The 22,300-nt window shown below is 71.3% G+C and carries 21 protein-coding genes and 3 pseudogenes; 10 read left to right on the top strand and 14 right to left on the bottom strand.

The window, feature by feature from the left end; genetic code table 11:
• Positions 1 to 24: 24 nt before the first annotated feature.
• Positions 25 to 300 carry an isoamylase early set domain-containing protein gene (locus RIU97_RS39065; protein WP_327412004.1) on the bottom strand — a complete coding sequence of 92 codons (276 nt, stop codon included), beginning with the start codon at positions 298 to 300 and terminating at the stop codon, positions 25 to 27.
• Between the two features lie 250 nt (positions 301 to 550).
• Here RIU97_RS39065 and RIU97_RS39060 point away from each other — a divergent pair, with 250 nt between their 5' ends.
• The 3 genes from RIU97_RS39060 to RIU97_RS39050 all read left to right on the top strand — a co-directional run bounded on the left by RIU97_RS39060 (position 551) and on the right by RIU97_RS39050 (position 3,486).
• The gene (locus tag RIU97_RS39060; RefSeq protein ID WP_404962211.1) at positions 551 to 1,390 is read left to right on the top strand and encodes a class II glutamine amidotransferase; all 840 of its coding nucleotides are present in this window, start codon (positions 551 to 553) and stop codon (positions 1,388 to 1,390) included.
• Complete coding sequence (locus RIU97_RS39055) at positions 1,387 to 2,538, top strand: glutamate--cysteine ligase (protein ID WP_404962210.1); 1,152 nt, start codon at positions 1,387 to 1,389, stop codon at positions 2,536 to 2,538. The genes RIU97_RS39060 and RIU97_RS39055 overlap by 4 nt, the downstream gene beginning before the upstream one ends.
• Positions 2,539 to 2,652: 114 nt before the next feature.
• The gene (locus RIU97_RS39050) at positions 2,653 to 3,486 is read left to right on the top strand and encodes a ribonuclease BN (protein ID WP_404962209.1); all 834 of its coding nucleotides are present in this window, start codon (positions 2,653 to 2,655) and stop codon (positions 3,484 to 3,486) included.
• Between the two features lie 62 nt (positions 3,487 to 3,548).
• On the opposite strand, the gene RIU97_RS39045 is transcribed toward RIU97_RS39050, so the two are convergent.
• From RIU97_RS39045 to RIU97_RS39030, 4 genes are all read right to left on the bottom strand, one after another.
• Positions 3,549 to 4,016, bottom strand: coding sequence for a hypothetical protein (locus RIU97_RS39045; RefSeq protein ID WP_404962208.1), 468 nt, complete (start codon positions 4,014 to 4,016; stop codon positions 3,549 to 3,551).
• A gap of 159 nt (positions 4,017 to 4,175) precedes the next feature.
• Positions 4,176 to 4,373, bottom strand: a complete 198-nt coding sequence (locus tag RIU97_RS39040) for a hypothetical protein (protein ID WP_404962207.1) — start codon at positions 4,371 to 4,373, stop codon at positions 4,176 to 4,178.
• A 270-nt stretch (positions 4,374 to 4,643) separates the two neighbouring features.
• Entirely contained in the window at positions 4,644 to 7,283 is a 2,640-nt protein-coding gene (locus RIU97_RS39035) for a LuxR C-terminal-related transcriptional regulator (RefSeq protein ID WP_404962206.1), read from the bottom strand.
• Positions 7,284 to 7,610: 327 nt separating this feature from the next.
• Positions 7,611 to 7,910 carry a hypothetical protein gene (locus RIU97_RS39030; protein WP_404962205.1) on the bottom strand — a complete coding sequence of 100 codons (300 nt, stop codon included), beginning with the start codon at positions 7,908 to 7,910 and terminating at the stop codon, positions 7,611 to 7,613.
• A 384-nt stretch (positions 7,911 to 8,294) separates the two neighbouring features.
• Between RIU97_RS39030 and RIU97_RS39025 the strand changes: the two are divergent.
• Positions 8,295 to 8,454, top strand: a pseudogene (locus RIU97_RS39025) (GNAT family N-acetyltransferase); the annotation flags it as partial.
• 50 nt (positions 8,455 to 8,504) lie between these two features.
• On the opposite strand, the gene RIU97_RS39020 reads toward RIU97_RS39025, so the two are convergent.
• On the bottom strand, positions 8,505 to 8,954 hold the full coding sequence (locus RIU97_RS39020; protein ID WP_404962204.1) for a MarR family transcriptional regulator: 450 nt from the start codon (positions 8,952 to 8,954) through the stop codon (positions 8,505 to 8,507).
• Positions 8,951 to 9,433: a MarR family winged helix-turn-helix transcriptional regulator gene (locus tag RIU97_RS39015; protein WP_404962203.1), complete on the bottom strand. Its 483-nt coding sequence runs from the start codon at positions 9,431 to 9,433 to the stop codon at positions 8,951 to 8,953. Before RIU97_RS39015 ends, RIU97_RS39020 begins: the two co-directional genes overlap by 4 nt.
• On the opposite strand from RIU97_RS39015, the gene RIU97_RS39010 reads away from it, so the two are divergent.
• Positions 9,421 to 10,215, top strand: coding sequence for a hypothetical protein (locus RIU97_RS39010; RefSeq protein ID WP_404962202.1), 795 nt, complete (start codon positions 9,421 to 9,423; stop codon positions 10,213 to 10,215). The two genes, RIU97_RS39015 and RIU97_RS39010, sit on opposite strands and share 13 nt — an antisense overlap.
• 70 nt (positions 10,216 to 10,285) lie before the next feature.
• Here RIU97_RS39010 and RIU97_RS39005 read toward each other — a convergent pair whose 3' ends face one another.
• Together RIU97_RS39005 and RIU97_RS39000 are read right to left on the bottom strand one after the other, a co-directional pair.
• Positions 10,286 to 11,338 (bottom strand): pentapeptide repeat-containing protein, encoded by a 1,053-nt coding sequence (locus RIU97_RS39005; protein ID WP_404962201.1) that lies wholly within the window; start codon positions 11,336 to 11,338, stop codon positions 10,286 to 10,288.
• Positions 11,339 to 11,626: 288 nt separating this feature from the next.
• Entirely contained in the window at positions 11,627 to 12,103 is a 477-nt protein-coding gene (locus tag RIU97_RS39000) for a hypothetical protein (RefSeq protein ID WP_404962200.1), read from the bottom strand.
• A gap of 316 nt (positions 12,104 to 12,419) precedes the next feature.
• On the opposite strand from RIU97_RS39000, the gene RIU97_RS38995 reads away from it, so the two are divergent.
• Positions 12,420 to 13,040 carry a TetR family transcriptional regulator gene (locus RIU97_RS38995; protein ID WP_404962199.1) on the top strand — a complete coding sequence of 207 codons (621 nt, stop codon included), beginning with the start codon at positions 12,420 to 12,422 and terminating at the stop codon, positions 13,038 to 13,040.
• Positions 13,041 to 13,160: 120 nt separating this feature from the next.
• A complete protein-coding gene (locus RIU97_RS38990) occupies positions 13,161 to 13,304 on the top strand; it encodes a hypothetical protein (protein ID WP_404962198.1) in 144 nt (47 codons plus the stop codon).
• 48 nt (positions 13,305 to 13,352) lie between these two features.
• On the opposite strand, the gene RIU97_RS38985 is transcribed toward RIU97_RS38990, so the two are convergent.
• Both RIU97_RS38985 and RIU97_RS38980 read right to left on the bottom strand, forming a co-directional pair.
• Positions 13,353 to 14,294: a hypothetical protein gene (locus RIU97_RS38985; RefSeq protein ID WP_404962197.1), complete on the bottom strand. Its 942-nt coding sequence runs from the start codon at positions 14,292 to 14,294 to the stop codon at positions 13,353 to 13,355.
• A gap of 296 nt (positions 14,295 to 14,590) precedes the next feature.
• The gene (locus tag RIU97_RS38980) at positions 14,591 to 15,880 is read right to left on the bottom strand and encodes a YhgE/Pip domain-containing protein (protein WP_404962196.1); all 1,290 of its coding nucleotides are present in this window, start codon (positions 15,878 to 15,880) and stop codon (positions 14,591 to 14,593) included.
• 576 nt (positions 15,881 to 16,456) lie between these two features.
• Here RIU97_RS38980 and RIU97_RS38975 point away from each other — a divergent pair.
• Positions 16,457 to 17,062, top strand: a pseudogene (locus tag RIU97_RS38975) (peptidylprolyl isomerase); the annotation flags it as partial.
• Here RIU97_RS38975 and RIU97_RS38970 read toward each other — a convergent pair.
• Complete coding sequence (locus RIU97_RS38970; protein ID WP_404962195.1) at positions 17,012 to 18,337, bottom strand: hypothetical protein; 1,326 nt, start codon at positions 18,335 to 18,337, stop codon at positions 17,012 to 17,014. The pseudogene RIU97_RS38975 and the gene RIU97_RS38970 sit on opposite strands and share 51 nt — an antisense overlap.
• A 50-nt stretch (positions 18,338 to 18,387) precedes the next feature.
• Positions 18,388 to 18,831 carry a hypothetical protein gene (locus RIU97_RS38965; protein ID WP_404962194.1) on the bottom strand — a complete coding sequence of 148 codons (444 nt, stop codon included), beginning with the start codon at positions 18,829 to 18,831 and terminating at the stop codon, positions 18,388 to 18,390.
• 202 nt (positions 18,832 to 19,033) lie between these two features.
• Between RIU97_RS38965 and RIU97_RS38960 the strand changes: the two genes are divergently transcribed.
• Entirely contained in the window at positions 19,034 to 20,659 is a 1,626-nt protein-coding gene (locus tag RIU97_RS38960; protein ID WP_404962193.1) for an ISAzo13-like element ISStsp1 family transposase, read from the top strand.
• An 82-nt stretch (positions 20,660 to 20,741) separates the two neighbouring features.
• Here RIU97_RS38960 and RIU97_RS38955 read toward each other — a convergent pair.
• Positions 20,742 to 21,507, bottom strand: a pseudogene (locus RIU97_RS38955) (transposase).
• 141 nt (positions 21,508 to 21,648) lie between these two features.
• On the opposite strand from RIU97_RS38955, the gene RIU97_RS38950 reads away from it, so the two are divergent.
• The gene (locus tag RIU97_RS38950; protein WP_404962192.1) at positions 21,649 to 21,978 is read left to right on the top strand and encodes a helicase associated domain-containing protein; all 330 of its coding nucleotides are present in this window, start codon (positions 21,649 to 21,651) and stop codon (positions 21,976 to 21,978) included.
• The last annotated feature ends 322 nt before the right edge of the window (positions 21,979 to 22,300 follow it).

Genomic DNA, 22,300 nt, shown 5'->3' with positions numbered 1-22,300 from the left:
CTTCTCGATTCCTGACCGATCCCGTCAGGTGTGCAGACGGCTGTTGGGGCCTTCCTGGTCTCCCGCGCTCTCGTCGTTGAACCAGTAGTCACCGGCCGCCAGGTAGCGGAAGCAGTGCGTGCTCTCGTTCGGCAGCTCGACGGTGACCGCCCGCTTGCCGTCCTTGCGCGGCCGCAGGGTGTGGACCCCGGGCTGCCAATCGTTGAAGTCGCCCACCACACTCACCGTCCCGGCCGGACTGTCCGCGGGGAGGACGAAGGTCACCTGGGTACGGTCCTTGCGCAGCTTGCGCTCCAGCATCAGGGGCTCCTAAGGGCACGGGGGGCGGATCCCACCCATCCTGGGCACTGGAGCCGCCGCTCGCATGCCGACGCCGCCGCCGGTCCCCCGGCATCACTCTTACGCCACCATCCGTAGCCGTATGCGTGCGGAACGTTCCTGCCCCGGTCCGCGCCCGTGCGGGTCGCGTCCTGCCCCGTCGGCGGTTCGCCGGCGCGAACCGGGACACCCGCGGCATTAGGCTCGGAGGAGGCCGAGAAGGAGATGTGGCATGTGTCGCTGGCTCGCGTACCTGGGTTCGCCGATGCTGCTCGATGCCGTGCTCTACCGGCCGGAACACTCGCTGATCAACCAGAGCCTCCGCTCGCGGATGGGCGTCGAGTCGACCAATGGCGACGGTTTCGGCATCGGCTGGTACAGCGGGAACGACGACGGCACGCCGGCGGTCTTCCGTGACATCGGTCCCGCCTGGAACAACCGCAATTTGCGTGAGCTCGCCGCTCACGTGCGCTCCAGCCTGTTCTTCGCGCACGTCCGTGCCTCGACGGGCTCGGCGATCCAGCAGACCAACTGCCACCCTTTCCGTCACGGTCGCTGGCTGTGGATGCACAACGGCGCGGTCACGGACTTCCACCGGCTGCAGCGGGACCTCTGCATGGCGGTCGACCCGGCGCTCTTCCCCTCCATCGAGGGCTCCACGGACAGCGAGGTGATGTTCTACCTGGCGGTCACGTTCGGCCTCGACCAGGACGTCCCCGGCGCCGTGGCCCGCATGGCGGGCCTGGTCGAGGACCTCGGAAGGCAACACGGGGTGCCGAATCCGCTGCAGATGACGGTCGCGGTGAGCGACGGCGAGCGGGTGTGGGCGTTCAGGTATTCCAGCCAGGGCCGGTCCCGGTCGCTGTACTACAGCAGCAGGGCCGACACCGTCCGCCATCTCTATCCGGAACTGGACTACCTCCGCGAGGTCTCCGACGAGACGCGGATCGTGGTGTCTGAACCCCTCGGTGACCTGCCCGGCGTCTGGAACGAGCTGCCGGAAGCCAGCTATTCGGTGATCCCTTCCGGCCGGCACACGGACTACTTTCCGTTCCAGCCGAAATCGCCGTGACCGCGGGTACGCAGGCCATGCGCCCGTCGGGAGCACCGCGCACCACCGCCGGTCGGCTGACCATGGGGGTGGAGGAGGAGTTCATCCTCGTGGACCGCCACAGCCGCGCCCCGGTGGGCCGGGGACCGCTCGTCATCGCGGCCGCGGCGCGCAGACTGGGCGCGCTGGTCCAGCCGGAGTTCTACACCGCGCAGGTCGAGGTGTGCACCAGGCCGACCACGAGCGCGGCCGAGCTGGGCGCCGGTCTGGCCGAGCTGCGGCGGGAGCTCCGGAGGGCCGCCGACGGCGAGCAGTGCCTGCTCCTGGCCTCCGGAACACCGGTGATCCCTCCGGAGCGTCCGCTGACCATCACGCCCGACGACCGCTACCGGAGGATGGCCACCCGCTTCGCGTCGGCCATCGGGGCCCGCGACCAGGTGGTGTGCGGCTGCCACGTGCACATCGGCGTGGCGGACCGGGCCCAGGCCCTGGAGCTCTCCAACCGGATCCGCCCCTGGCTGCCCGTCCTGCAGGCGCTCGCCGCCAACTCCCCCTTCGACCGCGGCCGGGACACCGGGTACGCGAGCTGGCGGGCGGTCGAGCACGCCCGCTGGCCCACGGTGGGACCCGCCCCCGTTCTGGACGAAGGGGCCTACGAGCGCATCGCCGACGCCCTCGTACGGTGCGGAGCCCTCCTGGACCGACGGATGATCTATTGGTACGCACGGCCCTCCGAACACGTGCCGACGCTCGAGATCCGTGTCGCCGACGTGAACTCCGATCTCGACACCGTCATCCTGTTGGCGGCACTCGTACGGGGGCTCGCCGCCACCGTGCGGCCGGAGATCGACGAGGGCCGGCCGGCCCCGTGCGTCGAGTGCGGAAGGCTGCGGGAGGCGCACCGGCTCGCGGCCCTGCACGGTCTGGACGGTGACGGACTGGATCCGTTCGGCGGGGCGCGCGTCCCGGCCTGGGATCTGGTCGACCGGCTGCGCGAGCGGGCCGCACCCGGGCTCCGCGCCTCGGACGACCTGCTCCTCGTCGACACCCTGCTCGACCGGCTGCGCGCCACGGGAGGCGGCGCCGCCAGGCAGCGCGCCGCCCACCGGCGCCGCGGGAGGCTGAGCGATGTGGTGGACGCCCTCGCGAGGAACGTGGCCGATTCCTGACCGGCGCGATGCGGGCGGGCGCGTCCCGAGGCCCCGCCCGGATCCGCGCTCCGGCACGGCTGGAGTCCCCGGCCGGTAAGTCCTACGGTGGGAAATGCACCAGCTGGAGCAGCCATGGGGACGAGCGGATCCGAGGGGCCCGGCCAGCCGTCGTTGGCCGGCCGGCTGGGCAGCACGATCCGCCGGGTGCGGGCCGGGCGCCGCTGGGGGCACGTTCGGGAGCTGCAACTGTGGCAGCGCTCCCTGGGGTTCGCCGCGCTCGGGTTCCTGACCCTGGTCCCCCTGCTCGTCGTCGTGTCCGCTGCGGACGCCACGGGCGGTCAGGGGTTCGCCCAGTGGCTCGGCGACGGGCTCGGCGTGTCGGCACCCGCCATGGCGGAGATCAAGCAGCTCTTCGCCCTGCCCGGCCAGGTGTGGCGGACCACGACGGCGTTCGGTCTCGCCCTGCTCACCGTGTTCGGGCTGTCCTTCGGCACGCTGCTGCAGAGCGGCTACGAGAAGCTCTGGGGCCTGCCTCCGGCCCGCTGGTGGGCCCGGTGGCGGCACGTCCTGTGGCTCGCCGTGCTGATCGGTGTCCTCTACCTGTCGGCGATCTCCCCGCCGTGGCGCCACTCCCCTGCCCGCGGCTTCGTCACGGTCGCGATCGGCACCCTGTTCTTCTGGTGGTCCCAGCGGCTGCTGCTCGCCGGCCGGATCCCCTGGACGGCCCTGCTGCCCGGGGCGGTGGCCACCATGCTCGGGCTGTTCGGGCTCCGGGTCTTCTCCCGCCTGGTCTTCTCGCCGCTGATCGCGTCCAGCGCCGTCACGTACGGGCCCTTCGGAACCGTCCTCGTCATCCAGTCCTGGCTCGTCGGCGTCGGCGTCGTCGTGTTCGGCGGCGCGCTGCTCGGCCGGCTGCTCCACGACGAACTGGCGCGCCCCGCGACCCCTCCGGAGCAAGGTCGCTGAGGCGCGCCGTGCCCCGCCGCCGAAGCGGCGGGGCCGTCCCTGTGGTGGCGCGTTCCCGCGTGTCACTCCGGCGCGGTCGAGTGCGTCCAACTCGTGCACAGGGCCCAGATGATGAACACGTCGATCGCGATGATGATGATGGACCACCAGGGCTGGTACGGCAGCCACATGAAGTTGACGATCACGCTGAGGCTGGCGAGGGCGATGCCCGCGCCCCGGGCCACGTTCGAGCCGGCGATCAGGCCCACTCCGGTGAGCACGACGATGATGCCGAGGACGAGATGGATCCAGCCCCATGCCGTCAGGTCGAATTCGAAGACGTAGTTGCCGATGCGCGCGTAGACGTCGTCATTGGCGATGGCCGCGATGCCCTGGAAGATCGCAAGGCACCCGGTCACGAGGAGGAGGACCGCGGCGAAGAGCGTGCCCGTGCTCCCCGCACCATCGTGTTCGCTGCCGGGGAACGGCGGCGCGTTGCCCGGCGCAGGGCCGGTGTTCCAGTTCCCCCCGGTCGGTGTCGGCTGACCCATGGAATTCACCTCACAGATGGCGGTACGGCGCCGGACCGTCCTGCTCCGGCTCGGCCGGGTCACAGGCATCGGCGCCCACATCGCAGTGTCGTCCGGCGGACGGGTTCTTGTGATCACCCGAAGCGGGTGGTCTTCGCTCCCCCGGGAGCGCGTGCGGCATCAGGCCGGCAGCTGGCGCATTTCGAGGACCCGCAGGCCCAGGGACTGGAAGCGCGTGAGCAGCCCGTACAGGTGGGCCTCGTCGGCCACGCTGCCGTGCAGGAGGGTCTGCTCCCGAACGGGGATCCGGGCGAGCTCGGGGAAGTTCGCGGCGAGCGCGTCCGGCACGACGCCCGAGACGCGGAATTCGTAGCGCATGAGAGCACTCACTCCTCTCGGAACGAAGGCGTCGGGGGGTGGGACTGGGACGGCTGCCCGGCCCGCTCCTGGCCTTCACTCCCCATCGTCGGTCCTCGCCCGGTGGCTCGGCATCGCCCGGTACGGGCGAGAAGGCCGGGCGCACCCGCCGCCGCCGAGCCCGACGTCACAGCGTCACAACATCCCGGCGTCCCGGCGTCCCGGCGTCCCGGCGTCCCGGCGTCCCGGCGCCACAGCGTCCCGGCGTCCCGGCGCCACAGCGTCCCGGCGTCACAGCATCCCGAGGTCCTGCGCCCGGTGGACGGCCTCGCTGCGCCGGGTGACGGAGAGCTTGCGGTAGATGCTCTTCAGGTGGGTCTTCACCGTGTTGGCCGAGAGGTACAGCTCGGCCGCGATCTCCTCGGTGGACAGCAGCTCGGCGGCCTTGCGCAGCACCTCGGTCTCCCGCCCGCTCAGCGGCTCCACCACGGGCGGCTGCTGCCCGCCGGCCGTCGACGCCGGCCCCCGTACCGGGGTGCGGGAGTGCAGCCAGCCGTGCAGCCGGGCCAGCTGCGGGTCCCGGCGCAGGATCCGGCGCACCCAGGGGCCGCTCTCCGTGAACATCCGGCGCAGTCCCTCCGGCCGGGCGAGCCCCAGCGCCTCCCCCAGCCGCCGTCGGGCCTCCTCGGGGTCGCCGTCCGCCGCGGCGATCTCCGCCTGGAGCAGGCGCGCCCGTGCCCGCACCGGCGCCGCCACGCCGTCGTCCGCCGGCATGCCCGCGAGCGCCGCCGTCGCTCGGTCCCCGTGGCCGGCGGCCAGCAGGGCGCGGGCCCGGGCGAGCACCTGTTCCGGCCGGTCGCCGCACTCGCCCTCTACGCCCTCTGCGCCCTCCACGGCGTCCAGGACCTGGAGGGCCGCGGCGGCGTCACCACGTGCCAGGTGTACGGCCGACTCGGCCACGGTCAGCCCGGCCACCGACCAGGAATGCAGCCGTACCGGCGCCCCCGCCGTCCGCAGCACGCGGAGCGCGGCCAGCGCGGCCTGCGCGTCGCCCTCGGCCGCCGCGATCCCGGCGCCGGTGACGGCGGCCAGGACCGCGGCCACGGGCTCCGGACGGGGCCCCGCCTCCGAGCTCGCCAGGTCGAGGTGGCAGCGGGCGGCCACCAGGTCGTCCTGCTGCACGGCCACGGCCGCGAGGGCCAGGTGACCGGCACCGGTCCGGCGCTCGGTCGGCAGTGCGTACTGCTCGGCCGCGGCGAGCGAGGCGCGGGCGTGCGCGACCGCCTGCCGCAGTCGGCCGCGCATCAGCTCGGCCAGGGCCAGTGAGCCGAGCGCGTCGCAGAGCGGGTACTCCGTACCGGGCTTCCCGCACACATCGACGGCGGAGGTGAGGACGGACACCGCGCGGTCCAGGTGTCCGGCGCCGAGCTCGGCCGCGCCGAGGGCGGCCAGCACCAGGGCGCGGATCTCGGGACGCTCGGCGAGCAGGTGCGGCGGCAGCTCCGGGAGCACGCGCTCGACGTCGGCTGCCGCCCGTTCGGTGGCCGTCAGGTCGTCCGCCAGCCGCCCTGCGAGTACGCCGACGAAGGCGCGGGCCAGCCTCGCCGCCGGACCGGAATCCCGGCCCGGGTACGCGTCCGCCCGCCGCAGCCCGGCCTCGCATCCCGCGAGGTCCTGTTCGGCCAGCCGGCAGGCCGCGCCGACCAGTGCGGGAGCCGTACCCGGCCGATCGGCCGGCATGCCGGCGAACACCCGGCCCAGCTGATCCGCCTCCAGGCCGGTGAAGAGCCGGCCGATCGCAAGGCCGTCGACCACGTGCGCCGCCGCGAACTCCCAGTCACCGGCCGCCGCGCCCTGGACGACTGCTTCCGTGAGCCGGCCGGTGCGGGCCAGCCAGCGCGCCGCCCGCCCGTGCAGCCGGGGTTCGAGACCGGGACGGCGCTGCCGGAGGTGCGCGCGCAGGACTTCGGCGAACAGCGGATGCAGCCGGTACCAGGCCGATGCGTCGATCCGTTCCAGGAACGCATTGTCGCGGGCCAGCCCGGCGAGCGTCCGGGCGGCGTCGTCGCGGCCGGTCAGCGCGTCCGCGAGGTCCGGATGGATGCGGTCCGTGACACAGACCCGCAGCAGCAGGTCCTGCGTGAGCGGCGGCTGCGCCTCGAGCACCTCCTTCAGGAGGTAGTCGGCGATGATCGTGCGGTCGGCGGCGAACTGGCGGAGGAACGTTTCCGGGTCGGCGCTGTGCTGCATGGCCAGGGCGCACAGGCGCACCCCCGCCGCCCACCCCTCGGTCCGCTCCACCAGCAGCCGGATCCCCTCCTGGGAGACCGCCAGCCGGTGCTCGCCCAGCAGCGCCTCGGCATCCTCGTGGGTGAACCGGAGGTCCGCCTGGCGGATCTCCGTGATCTCGCCGGCCGCCCGGTAGCGGTGCAGCGGAAGGAGCGAGTCCGTGCGGCCGGTGAGCACGATGCGCAGGCCCCCGGCCGCGTGCCGGAGCACGAAGTCCAGGCCCTCCGCCACCGCCGCGGGCGGCTGGGCCGTGTCGAACTGGTCGAGCACGAGGACGGCGGGCTGCGCCGACTCGGCCAGCCCCTCCGCCAGACGTACCAGGAACGACCGGGTCACTCCTTCGGCGCGCGTGGGCCTGCCCACCCCGGCCGGCAGCGCCACCCCGCCCCGGTGGAGGGCCTCCAGGACGTACGCCCAGAGTGCGCCGGGAGCGTCGCCCGGCTCGACGGTCAGCCACACGGGGGGACCCGGCGCGAGCCCGCCGGCCGCCCAGTGGGCGGCGAGCACCGTCTTGCCCGAACCGGCCGGACCGTTGACCAGGGTGAGCGGCCCCCGTGCCCCGGTCGTCATGCGCTTCAGCAGTTCGGGCCGGTGCACGAGGAGCTGCGGCACGGCCGGAACGGCGAATCGCGCCGTGAGCATCGGGTCACCGGACGGCGCCGGGCTCCCGTCCGGCGGTCGTACGGGTGAATCGGGCCCTGCGGGGTTCTCCATGCGGTCACCGGGGTCGGTCGGGGCGGGTGGTCTGGTCTGGTCTGCGGGTGCGAGTGCGGTCTGGCCCGCGCTCCCCACTCAAACCGTGATCAGTGGTGATCACCAGTCGTGTCACCTGGTCCGGGTGACGCGTCCCGTTCGGCGCAGGCCACGGCCGTGTTCACAGCGCCTGGGCCGACGACAGGGCAGCCTGGGGTGGGAGGTCCGCCCGGGAGCCCTTCGCACGTCGACCGGGCGGCCCTTCGCCAACGGCTCTCAGCGATACGGCGGGCCGATGACCGAGCGGCCGACCTGCTCGGCCAGCCAGGCGGTGTACCGCCCCGCGTCACGGATCCGGTGGAGGCCGACGCACACGGTGTGGGCGCCGACCTGCAGGTCGGTGCCGGCGTCGTCGCAGTTGAAGACCAGAGTCACCCCGTCGTGCTCGACCCTGCCGCCGTACCCGAGCTCCGGTACCTCCGGCCAGAGGAGCTGCGCCCAGCGGATCGTGCCGTGGTTCTCGCCCACCAGTCCGGCGAACCCGTCCTCGACGCTGCCGACGGGCTGATCCAGCATCGACGCCCCGATCGGGAGCAGGGGACGAGGTCGTCCGCCTCCTCGGAGAGTTCGGACGCATGCCCATCGGCTCGCAGGTCGGCGTGCTCGTCGGCGGCCCTCGCCCAGAACTCGTCGTTCTCCGTACGGAACCAGGCGTCCGGCAGCGCCCGGCGCAGCCGCAGCACCTCCGCGACCGTGCAGAGCTCCACGTCCACCGACACCTGCGCGTGCTCCCGCTCGCCCAGCGCGAGGAGCCGCCGCGCCGTGGCGAGGGCCAACGCCGGGTCGGACGTGCGGAAAACGGGATAGGAGACGCCGTTGGCCATGCGGGCACCCTGCCACACGCCGCCGCCCGGGCACCCGGCCCGACGGAACTGTGGCCCGCGATCTGGCGGGTCTGCCCCTGCGACGGACGTCCCTGTGGCGAAGGGGGGCGTCGACTACCAGGTGGGCGTCGGCACTTTGTGGCAGCTGGCAGTCCATCCCGCTCTGCAGTCGTGCGGGATCGACACGTTCCTTGTCGAAGCCGCAGAACTGCGGCTCAGGAACCGCAATCTGCGACTCTCTAGCCGACGCTGCGCCCCTTCGAGCCCGTGGCTCCCGGCGCGAGCCTCAAGCTCCGGCCAACTCGGCGTTCGCGCGCTCCGTGACCAGGGCCAAGACGCGGCCCGCGATCGCAAGGTCCTCGGCCGGGATGCCGGCGTACAGCCGGGCGGCGATATCGGCGCTCTCCGCGGAGGTGCTTTCGTACAGCTCCCGTCCGGCATCCGTGAGCCGCATCCGGGAGGCGTGCGCCGGGTCCTCTTCCAGCAGCTTCGCGGCCGTCAGCTCCTCGATCACTCCGCGGACGACCGACGCGTCGGTCTTCAGCGAACCGCTGACGTCGCCGACGAGCTCGTCGCGGCCGATGAACTCGCCCGCGGCCACGACGGCCCGGAGCGTCACGCTCTGGTGGAACGTGACGCCGTGGCGGACCAGCACGTCCTCCAGGAGGGCTCGCCCTGCGTGGTGCGCCAGGGCTATGACGCGGGCGTTGACCGCGGTGGGTGCGGTGGTGGTCATCGTTGCTCCTCGTCGTTCTCGGTGTACGGATCAAGAGGTGCGTCGAGCAGGGTCGCCAGCTCGCGGGTGAACTGCCGTGTGCGCGGGCTGTCCTGTCCCCCGAGCGGCTCCAGCAACTGGTCCAGCAGGCCCTGGACCACCTTGATCGCCCGGCGTGCGACGTCGCGCCCCTGCTCGGTGAGCGACAACTGCACGGCACGCGGGTCGTGGGGGTCCCGGGTGCGGGCGACGAGTCCGGCGGCCTCCAGGGCCCGGGCGAGCTTGGACACGTACAGCGGTTCGAGCCCCGTGTGGTCGGCGAGCCCACGCTGGCTGGGCCGCAGCCCGGAGCGCCCCATGCCGTACAGCGACGCCACCAACACGTACTGGGCATGGGTCAGCCCCAGCGGCGCGACCGCCCGGTCGACGGCCACCCGCCACTTCATCGACAGGCGCCAGACCAGAAATCCCGCCGTGGCGCCTTCAGTTGCTGAACTCACAGCAAATACAGTACATGGCTACTATGTACATGGCTACTGTTTTCCCGGGGGCAGCCACCCCAAGCGAAGGCACGATCGGCTCGAGCTACCGGGCAACTGCCTCGAATCCGCTCTTCGTCCCCGGTGCCGGCTCTGGGCTGGGCGGTGTGGCGGCGAGGGGCGAGCGTTCAAATCCGGCTGCGCGAAACGACGGCATCAAGATCGCTCTGGCCGTCGCCGCCAGCATCGGCGGTGTGATGGCCCTGGTCGTCGACTACCGGCGCCAGCACCTCAACGAGGCGAGTGAGGTGCGCGAGCACGACAGGGCGTTCACCGACCGGTTCGGCGCAGCAGCCGATCAGCTCGGGACCGATCAGCCTGCTGCCCGGATGGCGGGCGCGTACGCCATGGCCCGACTCGCCGACGAGTGGCGGACCGTCCTGCGGCTCATCGCCGCCCATCTGCGAGACGACTCGACCGACTCCTGGCCGGGGTACGACCTCGACCTCACCGGCGCCCGTGTGAACTTCCCGGATGCCGCCTTCGCCGCGGGAGAAGTCCGTTTCGAAGACGCCGAGTTCGCCGACGGCCTCGTCGATTTCGCCGGCTCGACCTTCACCGGCACCGCCGTGAACTTCGGCGCGCGTCATCTCCCGAACCAGCACAGCACGGTCCCTCCCGCACGATTCGGCGGTGGCACCGTCGACTTCTCCCACGCCGCAACGTTCAGCCGCCCACCGCGCTTCGGCCTCGATCGACGCCCGCAGGACTCCGGCGGTCGGCCTCCTCCGCCTCGCCGGTGACCGGCCGGCGGCGCGCGGTGCGGTCCAGGGGCGAATCTTTGTGACCCAGCGGGCCTTTGACGGTGAGGGGTCAGGCCGTCGGCGGGTTCCACGGGGTAGGTATGCGTAGTCCAGCCGGAAGGGGCTGCCCGTTCGAAGGCACGAGGCCAGACGGAGGACCGCCACGTGCGGCGGAGAAGTCAACTGTGCCGCCGGAGAACACCGAATGCTCAAAGCTCACCGTGCCGCCGGAAAACACCGCACGGTCGAAGCTCACCGTGCCGCCAGAGAAGACCGCACGGTCGAATTTCGCCGTGCCTCCGGAGAACTTCGCGTCGTCGAAGCACACCGTGCCGCCTGAGAACACCGCGAGGTCGAACCTCACCGTTCCTCCGGAGAGCACCGCGCCGTCGAAGGTCACCGTGCGACTGGGGAACACCGCGCGGCCGAAGCGCACCGTGCCGCCGGAGAAGACCGCGCCGCCGAAGCTCCCTCCGTCGAAGACGACGCCTGTGAAGTCCAGGTCATGGCCCTGCCAGGAGCTGGGGTGTTCGAGGGGCAGGCGGAGGTGGTCGCGGATGAGGCGGATGACGGTGTGTCGGACTTCCCGCAGGAAGAGGTACAGGTGTCGGGCATCCGCGTCGCCCGGTGGCAAGTCGGGTTCGGCGGTGTAGGGCAGGCGGAGGTAGGCGCACAGGACGTCGATGCATGTCTGACGCAAGTCGCGGGTGGGAGCATCGTCGGCGAGGCCTGCCAGGGCGTACACGCCGCCCAGGCGTACCGCGGCAGACTCCGCGCCGAGCTGGGAGACCGCGGTGGTGAAGCGTTCGGTGTGCAGCCGGGTGGCGTCGCGCAAGGCAGCGTCTTCGTCGACTCGCTGGCGCCGGTAGGCCACGACCAACGCCACCAGCGCACCAGCACCGGCGACCACGCCAAACGACAGTTTCACCAGGTCGAAAAGCGTGCTCGACGCAAGTCGGGTTTCGGTCCTTAGGCCCTGGGCTCCAAGCAGGTCCCACCCGGCGAAGAACACTAGGGCCGCCACCGTGATCGCGATGGTGAAAGACAGAGCAAGGACTGCACCAACGGGCCACAGGCGTAAGCCGCGCCGTTCGCCCCGGCGCCGTGGCAGGTTCGAGGTCACACACCGTAGGACCGTCCCGGCGCGAGACTGGTTCCAGCTCATCGCCTCCGCAATTGCCAATGCCCGGGCGGCAGACGGCGCGCAGTCTTCGGGGCGGGAAGCTTCAGAGGGGTACTCACGGTCACCGCATGGTGTTCTCGGTGCGGATCACGCGGCACAGGCGGGTGCGGGATGCAGCAAGATCTTGTTCCAGGAAGGTGTCACGGCGCGGGGTCGACATCGGCCCCGACCGGCCCGACATGAACGAGAGCGGACCATCCCCACTGTCACGAAACCGAGAGATCGCAATCAGCGGGTGAGGCGGGCGCGCCGGGCGGCGGCGAGGTCGAGGACATCGTCAGTGGCGGTCCGGGGCGGGCTGCCGCGATCGGCGGCGTGGCTGCGCAGCATCGAGACCAGGTACCGGCCGACCGACGGGGCTTCGGCGGGGATGCCTCGGTCGAGGGCGGCGGCGAGCATGGTGGCGAGCTCGCGGGTGTGGTGGGCTAGGGCGTCGGCGGCGTGCCGGGCAGCCTCGGCGGGGCGGTGGCGGCGGGTGAGCTGCTGGGCGAGGGTGGCGAACGCTTCCCCGGGCAGCGCGGCGAGGGGCTGCTCGGCGTCGAGCTCGTCGGCGAGGCGGCGCAGCATGGCGGCGGCCGTGGCGCGCGGGAGGTTCGAACGGACGTCGGCGGGGCCCTGGTTCGGAAGGGTGACGATCAGGCGGTGAGTGTCGAGGGAAGCGAGGGTAACAACGTCGGGGGTGACGACGTCGGGTGTGCGGGTCACGGGGGCAGGACTCCTTGTCCGGGGACGATGTAGCGCGCGCGGGTGCGGCGCGGGCTGGAATGGCACCTGTGAGCTGTTGTGTGGGCCCATGGGTCGTGCGCGGGGTGGACGGGATGCGGAACCGCGGCGACTGCGGCGCCTCGGGGTGGACCTGGGTTCGGGGTGGTCGCCCAGGTTGCCGAAGACGGTCACAAGGGTCTCGTCTGAGACGAATGCCTTCGCAATTTCCTCACATGTGGAAACTAATTTCAACGTATGCTGAAACTCCCGCTGAGGGGAAGCCCTCTCTTCCAACCGTTACGGAAGGTGATGCCGCGTGACTGGTCGAGGCCCTCGGGGTGAGCGCGGAGAGCAGGCGGACAAGATCGTCGCCGTCGCCCGCAGATCCTTCGCCACACGCGGCTACGCCGCGACCTCACTCCGGTCGGTCGCCCAGGAGGCCGGCGTCGACCCCGGCCTCGTGACCTACTACTTCCGCACCAAGACCGGGCTGCTGGAAGAGGTGATGCAACCCCCCGAGGCGTTCGGCGCAGCCGTGGCCGCCGCCGCCGAACAGCCCATGGACCGCCGGGGGCACGCCTTCGTGCAGGCCGCCCTGAACCTGTGGGAGGACCCCGTCTCCGCCGAGATCCTGCGCTCCATCGTCCTCACCGCCGCCCAGGAACCCGTCGCCCTGCAACGCCTGCGGCAGTTGTTCTCCGAACTCGTGCTGGCCGTCGTCTCCCACAGCCTGCCCGACACCGAACGCAACCTGCGGGCCAGCCTCATCTCCACCCAGATCGTCGGCATGATCATGAGCCGCTACATCTGGCAGCTGGGCGCCATCGCCACCCTTCCCGCCTCCTCCGTCACCGACCTCCTCGCCCCCACCATCCAGCACTACCTCACCGGCGCCCTGCCCTCGAGCCTCAGCGACGACGGCCCGAGCCCCGGCTGACCCGACCGGTCCAGCGAGCCCCGCCAACCGTTCTACGGCGCTCCGACCGCCGCCATCGGCACGGCCGCCCCGTGGGCCGGGCTCCAGGACCGCGCCGCGGCCAAGCTCACCGAGGTCGACGTGAAGATCGCCGACCTCCGCCCGGTGGAGCAGCCCGGCAGCGAGGTGAACGTCCCGCCCATCGCCAACGGCCTGGACTACCTCCTCAGCGTCATCGCGTCCCTGGCCGACGACGAGGAGCGGGGGTCAGTGCACGTGACCTGAAGTACGCCCTGCCGCTCTGGGGCGTGAGCGCGCTGCCGCGTCGGCGGGTCAGTTGGGCAGCTGTACGTTCCAGGTGCGGTTGCCCGCCGCGTGGTGGTTGACTTGCACGGCCTCCTCCGGGTTTTCCGCGTCGAAGGCGGATGTAACGCGGTGCACCATCTCGTCGCTCTCCCAGAACGGCTCGGCCTTGGTGAAGCGTCCGCCCTGCTTCTTGCGGACCTTCCAGCGGAACCGGACTGTGTAATCAACGAGGAAGTAGCCGGCCGACATGCGTGTGGTGGTGGAGAAGCCGGGGTTGTCGACGAAGGTGATCCGGTCGGCGGCCTTGATGATGTTGCCGTCCTCATCGTTGTACGGGGGACGGAAGGGGCCGTCCACGCCCCAGGCGCGGCGGGGGGCCTTCTTGGGCTGGTAATTCACCGACGCCGGAACGATTTGGCGGCTTTCGTCGGAGACCTCCTGCCAGAAGTCGTACGCGTCTGCCGCGGGCGTCTGCATCCCGTCCGCGCGGCGCAGCGTTGCCGTCTGTCCGAAGCCGATGTTGTTGTTGCCGTTCAGCGACTGCTCCTCGTCGCCGTCGTAGCTGGAGGTGAAGACAAGGGTCGGATTGCCGATCTCTTCCTCGACCCTCCTTTCCTTGCCCTTCACCGAGGGCGTCGCGCCGGCCTTGCCGCTGCGGGTGGCCCGGGTGGCCGCTCCTGCCTCGGTCTTCTGCTGGTTGGTCGGCGGGCTGTCGCCGCGCTCGACGACCTCGTCCTGGGTGCGTTTGCGCGTACTGGGAGCGGCGTGCGGCACCCTTGGCCGGGCCGGGCCACGCGCGATCATCTGCCCGAGCGTCGCATTGCCCACCGAGCGCTGCATGGCCGTGGCCATGGCCGGATTGACCGGTCGCAGCTCCGGCGCGACCCGCTGGCCCCAGTCTGGATCCGCTGCGCGTCGGTTCGCCTTCGTCGCGACCTCGGCCTCTTCCCGGTCCTTGCGTAACGGCACTGCGCACACTCCCCGCGTGTAGACGGTCTGCCTACAGGACGCTACTGGTATGGCCATAGGCGCGGGAGAGGCACAACGCCACTGCTGGGGGCAGCATGAATGCCCGCGAGGTCGACGTCCGCTTCGTACAGAGGCCGGTCGCCGACCGTCGCCCAGTCCAGGGGATACTCCGCAGCTCCGCGCCATCCGCACGCGCACACAGCTCGGAGGGCCTCGACGCGCGGGCGGCGGGCCCGGCCGTCGTAGGCCGACCAGTGCGTGGTCGACGGTACGTCCGAACCGCCTGGGCAAGCCGGTCAGTCCTGGACTGGCTGGGGCCGGGGCGGCTGCGGGGTGAGCCGCCTGAGGCCCTTGCGGTCGTAGTACGCAGTCATCGCGAAGCCGAAGAGGAGCGCCAGCACCGTACCGAGCGCGATCATGATCCAGGAGCGGGTGAGGCCGGCGTCGCCGCGCGCGTCGAAGTAGAGGATCGCCCGTACGCCGTCGCTGAGCTGACGCATCGGTTCGAAGTGTGAGAGGAAGCGGTAGAAGCCGGGGACGGCCTGCAGCGGGACCGTCGCGCCCGACGAGGGCAGCCCCAGCACGATGAACACGAACATCGACACAAGCTGCCCGATGCCACCGAACGCGGCGTTGATGGCCTGCACGCCCAGACCCACGGCGAGCGCCGCGCAGTACGAGTACACCCACAGCAGCGGCAGGTGGGAGGCGTCCATCCCCAGGATGCCGACGCACGCCACCATCACCAGCGTGGTGCTGACGAGCGTGATGCCGGCCGTCATCAGCATCTTCAGAAGCAGCGTCTGCGTACGATCGATCGGCACCGTCGGGCGGCGCGTGTGCCAGGGGCCAATCTCGTTGTCGGCGTAGCCGAGGGCGGTGTCCACGCCGTTGCTGATGACGTTGCCGCCCATGAATCCGGCCAGCACCAGCAGCAGGGTGTAGTAGAAGGCCGTCAGGCCCAGCCCGCTGCGGGTGCCGATCGGGTGCCCGACCTGTGTGACCACGTCCACCGGATCGGCGAGCAGCAACTTCGTGGCGGGAGCGGCGGAGGCGCCGGCGGCCGCCGTGAGCCGTTCTCCGACCGCGCGGGACGCGCGGTGGGCGGCCTGCGTCGTGATCTGACCGGCCAGCGAGGATCCGAGGCTGCCCTTGCCGGGGTTGGTGAGCACGGTCAGCGTCGGCAGGCGGGTGGCCGCGGCCGTGGGCAGCGCCGTGACGGCGTCGGTGAATCCGGCGGGAACCACCAGGGCGCCGTAGACCTTGCCGGAGTCGAGCTGGTCCCGCGCCTGCGCGAGGCTCAGCTCGCGCCAGTCCGCCTTGCTGCCCGCCGGGTCGGCGGCGATGGAGGCGGTGATCTGCGCGCCCAGGTTCTGCTGCTGCCCTGGCGGCGGCTTGCCCGTGTCCTCGTTGACCAGGGCGATGGGGAGGTCCCGCAGCTCCGCGTCGGGATTGACGATGCCGCCCATGTAGAGGAGGGACAGCAACAGGGCCAGCAGCCCCGTGAGGATCGTGGGCGCCAGCCACAGCTGGGGGCGGCGCACGAGGGCAGTGGCGGTGGCTTCGGGGGCGACGGTCGGGGACATCGGTCTCCGTAGCTTCCCGGCGGGCCGGGCTCGAACGACGGTGGAGGCGGCCGCGCCGCACGGGATCCCAGGATCTCCCTGTACCGGTGAAGCCGCCGCGCACCCCGCGCAGCGTCCCCGAACCCGCCCGACGGACCACCGGAACAGCCCACCCCCAATCCTGCGGTGCCCGACGCGCCGGGGTGCTACCAGGTCCAGCGGAAGCCCGCCGCCGCGTGTTCCAGTGCCGGGACGAAGCGGTGGACCGAGCCGTCCGGGGATAGGGCGACCGGCGTTTCGGTCGCGGCGGCGTGCTCGTCAAGGGGCAGCCGCCAGGGCCGGGGCGCTGCGGGCGCGGGCGGCGGCGCTGCAACGCCTGGAACGACAGCCGGCTCTCCTCGGCGTCCCAGACTACGAGCTCGCCGTCGAGGACCAGGCCGCCGTGGCGCTGCCCGGCGGCCGCCACCAGGTCCGACCACCGCGGTCCTAGACCAGCGCCCCTCGCCGGCCTCCTGTCGTTGACCATTCCCGCCGACCGCACCACGCCCTAGACTGCGACCGCTCCAAAACCTGGCGATCATCAGGAGGGCGCGCAAGATGAACCGAACACTGATCAGCGCATTTGCGGCCGTGACGTTAGTCGTGTCCGGGGGAAGTGCCGCCACCGCTTCCGACGGCGCTCCGCCGCGCACCACGCACGGTCCTTGCCAGTACACACAGACCCCGGACGAGCCGCCCGCGCGTCATGTTCCGCTGCCGCCTGACCCGCGGCGCACCCCTAGCCGTGGCACGGTTGACATGGCTGTTCCGACCAGCCAGGGTCCGCTCCCGCTGCGTTTGGACCAGGCCAAGGCGCCGTGCACGGTCCAGAGTTTCCTGCACCTGGCACGGCATGGGTTCTACGACCGAACGGTGTGCCACCGTCTGACGGCGTATCCGACACTGAAGGTCCTGCAGTGCGGCGACCCGACCGGTACCGGTGAGGGAGGGCCCGGGTACAAGTACAAGGACGAGCTGCCGGTGGATTTGCCACCCGCACCGACCGATCCGACCGGCGCGCGCCGCCTGTACGGGCGCGGCCTGCTGGCGATGGCCAACGCCGGTCCGGACACGAACGGCTCACAGTTCTTCGTCGTCTACGGCGACTCCGCACTACGCCCGAACTACACGGTGTTCGGCACGGTCGGCCCCGACGGCCTGGCAACACTCGACAAAACCGCCGCCGGAGGAATCGAGCCGACCGCGGAGGACCCGGCACCGGTCGACGGCACACCCGTGTTGCGGACCGAGCTGCTCCGCGTCCGGCCGTCCTGCTGGCATTGACTCCCCGCGGCCGCGCCGAAGCCGCGGCCGCTGCGGTGGCGTCTGTCCGGGGGGCCAGGTGGGGGTGGTGGTGGAGCGGGAGCGGGCCGCCATCGGGAAGACCCACAGCCGGGACACGGGCGCGGGCCGTACGGGCAGCGGCGTGGTCAGGGAGTGGAGGGTGGCGTCCACGAGGCGGCCCACCAGGGCCGTGCCCGTGGCCTGCTTCCAGGAGGTGTCGGCCGTCAGGCGGTTCAGATGCTGGGCGACGGTGTGGGGGCTGTCGCTCTCGCGGATGTTCTGCATGCGGGCGGCCAGCGGGGGCCACTGGCGTGAGCCGACCAGGAGGTCCGATTCCTGCTCCGGGAGGATGTCCCTGACCAGCGACACCATCTGCGAGTGCGCGGCCGGGTGCACCCTCAGCTGCTCCAGGGCACGGGCCCGGTCGCCGAGGTCGAGGCCGCGGGGGACGTCCCGGCCCTCGGTCAGGGGGCCCCAGGAGCGCTTCGCGTCCGTACTCGCGGGCGCAGCCCACGGATCAGCGGCGTCCCGCACCCGCGGCGCAGCAGCGCGAGCGGCGGGCGCGGGCGCAGCGGCCGGGGCAGCCGGAGCGGGTGCCGGAGCGGGGACTCGGCGGGCAGGCGCGGCCCACGGGTCACCGGCCGCACCCATGCGCGCGGCCAGCACGTCCCTCCCCGGTGCCGCGGCACCGGCCGCCGGGGCGGGAGCGGCGACGGCAATCGCCGCCGGGGCGGTCGAGGCCGGGGCGGGAGCAGGCGCGGGAGCGGGAGCGGGAGCGGCGGTCGAGGCCGGAGCGGTCGCCGCCGGGGCGGGGGCGGGGGTGACGGCGGCGACGGCCTGGTCCACGCCGACCCCGGCACGGTGGGCGTCGGTGAGGATCCGGGCGACGTCAATGCCCTGGGCGTCGAGGCGGCCCATCGCCGCCGCGATCTCCGGCCACACCTGGGACGCCAGGATCGCGTCACGGACCAGGCCCTCCGGCATCGACGTGCGCAGGAGGTCGACCCACCGCACGTCGGCGTCCGCGGACGCTGCAGGGGTGGCCAACCAGCCGGCGTTCAGCTGGTCCTGGCTGGCCTGCGCCAGCCGCAGGAACATCCGGTACGCGTCCTGTTCGTCCTGAGCCGCGGCACTCCCCGTCCCTGGACGACACATCGGCCCCCACCATGGAAAGTCCGGCGGGGCCGATGAGCCATCCCTGCGCTCTACTTGGCGCCCACGTCTCTCTGTACCGTCATGATGGCATTGCCGCGCACCTTGACGATGTATCCGTCATCCTGAACGACGATGACGAACCCAGTGGCGGGCGATACGACAAGCACGTCGGTCCACATGAAGTAGTCGCGGACGCGAGTGTCGAACGCCTTGACGAAATCGCGGAGATTCGAGGCTTCGACGAAATACGGACCCTGATCCGGGTAGAAGCTCGTGCTGTTCACCACGATGAGAGGGCCTTCGAGGTCATCGCAGTACGACAGGAAGTCATCCTCGACGGCATCGGCGTCGCGTTCTGTGAGGTCGAAAGGCCTCCAGGCGTCGAGGGGAATGCCGGTCATCCTGTCCGGGTTGTATGCAGTCGATCCGGGGAGGAGTGCATCCAGTACCCGTTCCGCGAAATCCCAGTTGACGTGCCTCGCTGCTGGGGTCATTGACCGTATTTCTCTCTTCCGTCGATAAATACCTTCACCACAGTCCGAGCACGGTACCGGCATAGGCACCCCGGACGAGGTCCACCGAGACCGCATCCTCCAATCCCTCCGGCAACACCGCGACCACCGTCCTGGACAGCCGATCTAAGGGCTTGCAGATCATCAAGGTGTTGCTTCCCGACCTGGGGCTCGTTGGTCTGGTATGCGCATCCCGGACGAGACCCGTGACCAACTCTCCGCGAAGTTCGCGGTGTTGTTCCCGCATCTGGACGAGCGGCAGCGACGGCTGTTGATGGGGGCCGAGGCCCGGCTGCTGGGGCATGGTGGCATCCGCGCTGTCGCTCGGGCGGCCCAGGTCAGTGAGACGACGGTCCGCGATGGCGTGTTCGAGCTGGAATCCGGCGACGAGCCGTTGGGGCGGGTCCGGCGTCCCGGCGGAGGACGCAAACGGGTCGCCGATCTGGACCCGGGGCTGCGGCCGGCACTGCTGGCGCTGGTCGAGCCCGATGAGAGAGGCGACCCGATGTCGCCGCTGCGGTGGACTGTGAAATCGACCCGTACGATCGCGGCGGAGCTGGCCCGGGCCGGGCACCGGATCAGCGCCGATACCGTGGGCGACCTGCTGCGGGAGGAAGGCTTCAGCCTGCAGGCCAACGCGAAGACGCTCGAGGGTAACCAGCATCCGGACCGGGACACCCAGTTCCGTTACCTCAACGAGCAAGCCCGCAACCACCGGGACGCCGGCCAGCCGGTCATCAGCGTGGACACCAAGAAGAAGGAACTCGTCGGCGACTTCAAGAACAGCGGCCGCCAGTGGCGTCCCGCCGGCGAGCCCGTCCCGGTCAGCGTCCACGACTTCGCCGGCCCGCAGCTGGGCAAGGCCGTCCCCTACGGGATCTACGATCTGACCGCGAACACCGGCTGGGTCAACGTCGGCACCGATCACGACACCGCCGCGTTCGCCGTGGAATCGATCCGCCGCTGGTGGCACGACCAGGGCCAGGCTGCCTACCCGCGAGCGACACGGCTCCTGATCACCGCCGACGCCGGCGGATCCAACGGCTACCGCACCCGGGCATGGAAGCTCGAGCTGGCTCAACTCGCCGCTGAAACCGGGCTGACGATCACTGTGTGCCACCTACCACCGGGCACTTCGAAGTGGAACAAGATCGAGCACCGGCTGTTCTCGCACATCACCATGAACTGGAGCGGCCGCCCGCTGACCAGCCACGAAGTCATCGTGCAGTCGATCGCCGCGACCACCACCCGCACCGGACTGCGCGTGAGGGCCGAACTCGACACCAACACCTACCCGACCGGAGTCCGTATCAAAGACGCGGAGATGGCCGCCCTGCCGCTGACCCGGCACGCGTTCCAGGGCGCCTGGAACTATGCACTGCACCCCCAGCCATCACCTGTAATCCCGGCGACCCGGGCCCCGCAGACGCCGGATCCGGAGTGGAACCAGGCCTTGCTCTCTGATCCCGCACTGACCGGGATGACCCTCCAGCAACTGAACGACCTCACCGAGACCCTGGCCCCGGACGGGGATATCCGGCGCGGCCGCCCGCCCCGGCTGGCCTTCCCCGACCAGGTCCTGGCCACCGTGCTCCACCTACGGGCCGCCCTGGCCGCGGAACCCCTCGCCGTGCTGTTCGGCACGAGCCGCACCGCAATGCACCGCACCCTCTTGAAGAACCGGCGACTGCTCGAGACACACGGCATCACAATCCCACCGGCGACAACCCCACCCACGGCCCTCGCCGCCCTTCAGGCCCGGGTCCAGGCACAGACCAGCGAGGACAACAAGATCAAGACGACGTGTTAATGATCTGCAAGCCCTAAGGGCTGTCCCGTAAAGGACCCTTGAGTCGGTGCGGACGTGGCTGTTCGCTGTGCGGCCCGCCTGCCTATCCGGCGAGGGCGAGGTTGTGCAGGCGCGCGATGCCGAGCATGGCGTGGTGGACTCCGTCGCCTTTGAGGCGGCAGTCTCGGAGGATCTTCCAGGTCTTCATGCGGGCGAAGACGTGCTCGACTCGGGCGCGGACCTGTTTGTGGGACCGGTTGTGCGCTTCCTTCCACTCGGGCAGGCCTTCGCCCTTGCGCCGGCGGTGGGGCATGACGAGTCCGGAGCCGGGATAGCCGCCGTCGGCAATCGTAGTGGTTTTGCCGACAGCAGGTTTGGCACCGGATTCCTCCCATGCCTTGCAGTCGTTGCGGTTACCGGGGAGCGGGCGGCCGATCATCACGACGAGTCGGGTGTCGGCGTCGATGACCACCTGGTGGTCGGTGGAGTATCTGTAGTTCTTCGATTGCTCGGCGATGGTGTGGTCACGGGTGGGTACCAGGGTGCCGTCGACGATGAGCACGGTGTTCTTGGCGAACCTCTTGCGGGGCTGGAGCGCGAGCATGGGCCCGATGTGGTCGATGATGCGGTCGGCTGCGGACTTCGAGACCCCGAACAGCGGGCCGAGCTGGCGCATCGTCAAGTTCGTGCGCCAGTAGACCGCGACCAGCAGTACCCGGTCCTCCAACGGAAGGCTCCATCGCCGGCCCTTGCGGACCGAGTCCGCACCCTCGCGCCGCAGCATCGCTGCCGCCCGGCCCGACCCGTTCAACTCCGCCATCACCCGGCGCCGCAACCGACGCTCCCGCCGCCACGACCTGGCACGACATGCCGTCGAGCAGAACAGCGCGGTCGGCCGCGCAGCCGGCCTCAGCCGGTCCCCGCAGCCCCCGCACACCCGCTCTCCGGGCCGCCCGGAACCCTCGGACACCACTACAGGCTAGAGCCTCAGGCCCCTCGAAAACGGGGATATGGATCAGGCACTCAACGAGGAGCAGCAGCGCCGGCTCGGCGAACTCGGCGTGAAGAAGGCCCCACGCGCCCGCAGGGCCCCGGCGAAGACCGCTGCGGCGTCCCGCCCGCGCGCGGGCGGAGAGGCGTTCCAGAAAGGCCTCCAAGCCCTCCAGCAGTACATCGCGCGGGAGGGCGCCCTGCCGGGGCGGGCCGGTGTACAGGAAATGCCCGACGGGGACATCCACCGCGTCGGGGTATGGCTCGCCAACCAGAAACAACGCCGCGACAAGCTCGACGCCGCCCAACTCCGTGCGCTCGCCGACCTCGGCGTGCAGTGGGCGCGGTAGGAAGGGTTGGGGGCGGCCCGGTGGTACTGCTGCCCCCAGAGCGCTCCGGGCACCGGGCCTCACCCACGCACGCCCTATCGGCGCGGGCTGGCCGTTGACCCGAGCTTGATCAGCAGCCCCGACGACGGGAGCCGGCGGATTTGGCCCTGACCACTGGCGCCGCCACAGGCGGCAACGTCCGAACCCAGTCAGTCCGGCAAAAGGGACGGGACGCGTGCAGGTGCCCGACTGCCCGGGCCAGCCGGTCCTTTACGTTGCGGCGTTCGCCATACCGCGACCACTCCTCGATTGTGGCGGGCCAAGACTCCCCGGACGCGGGCCA

Source organism: Streptomyces sp. 147326, from assembly GCF_045000215.1.
Classification (GTDB): domain Bacteria; phylum Actinomycetota; class Actinomycetes; order Streptomycetales; family Streptomycetaceae; genus Streptomyces.
Note: the sequence above shows the minus strand (reverse complement) of the source record. Positions and strands in the feature narration are given on the sequence as shown.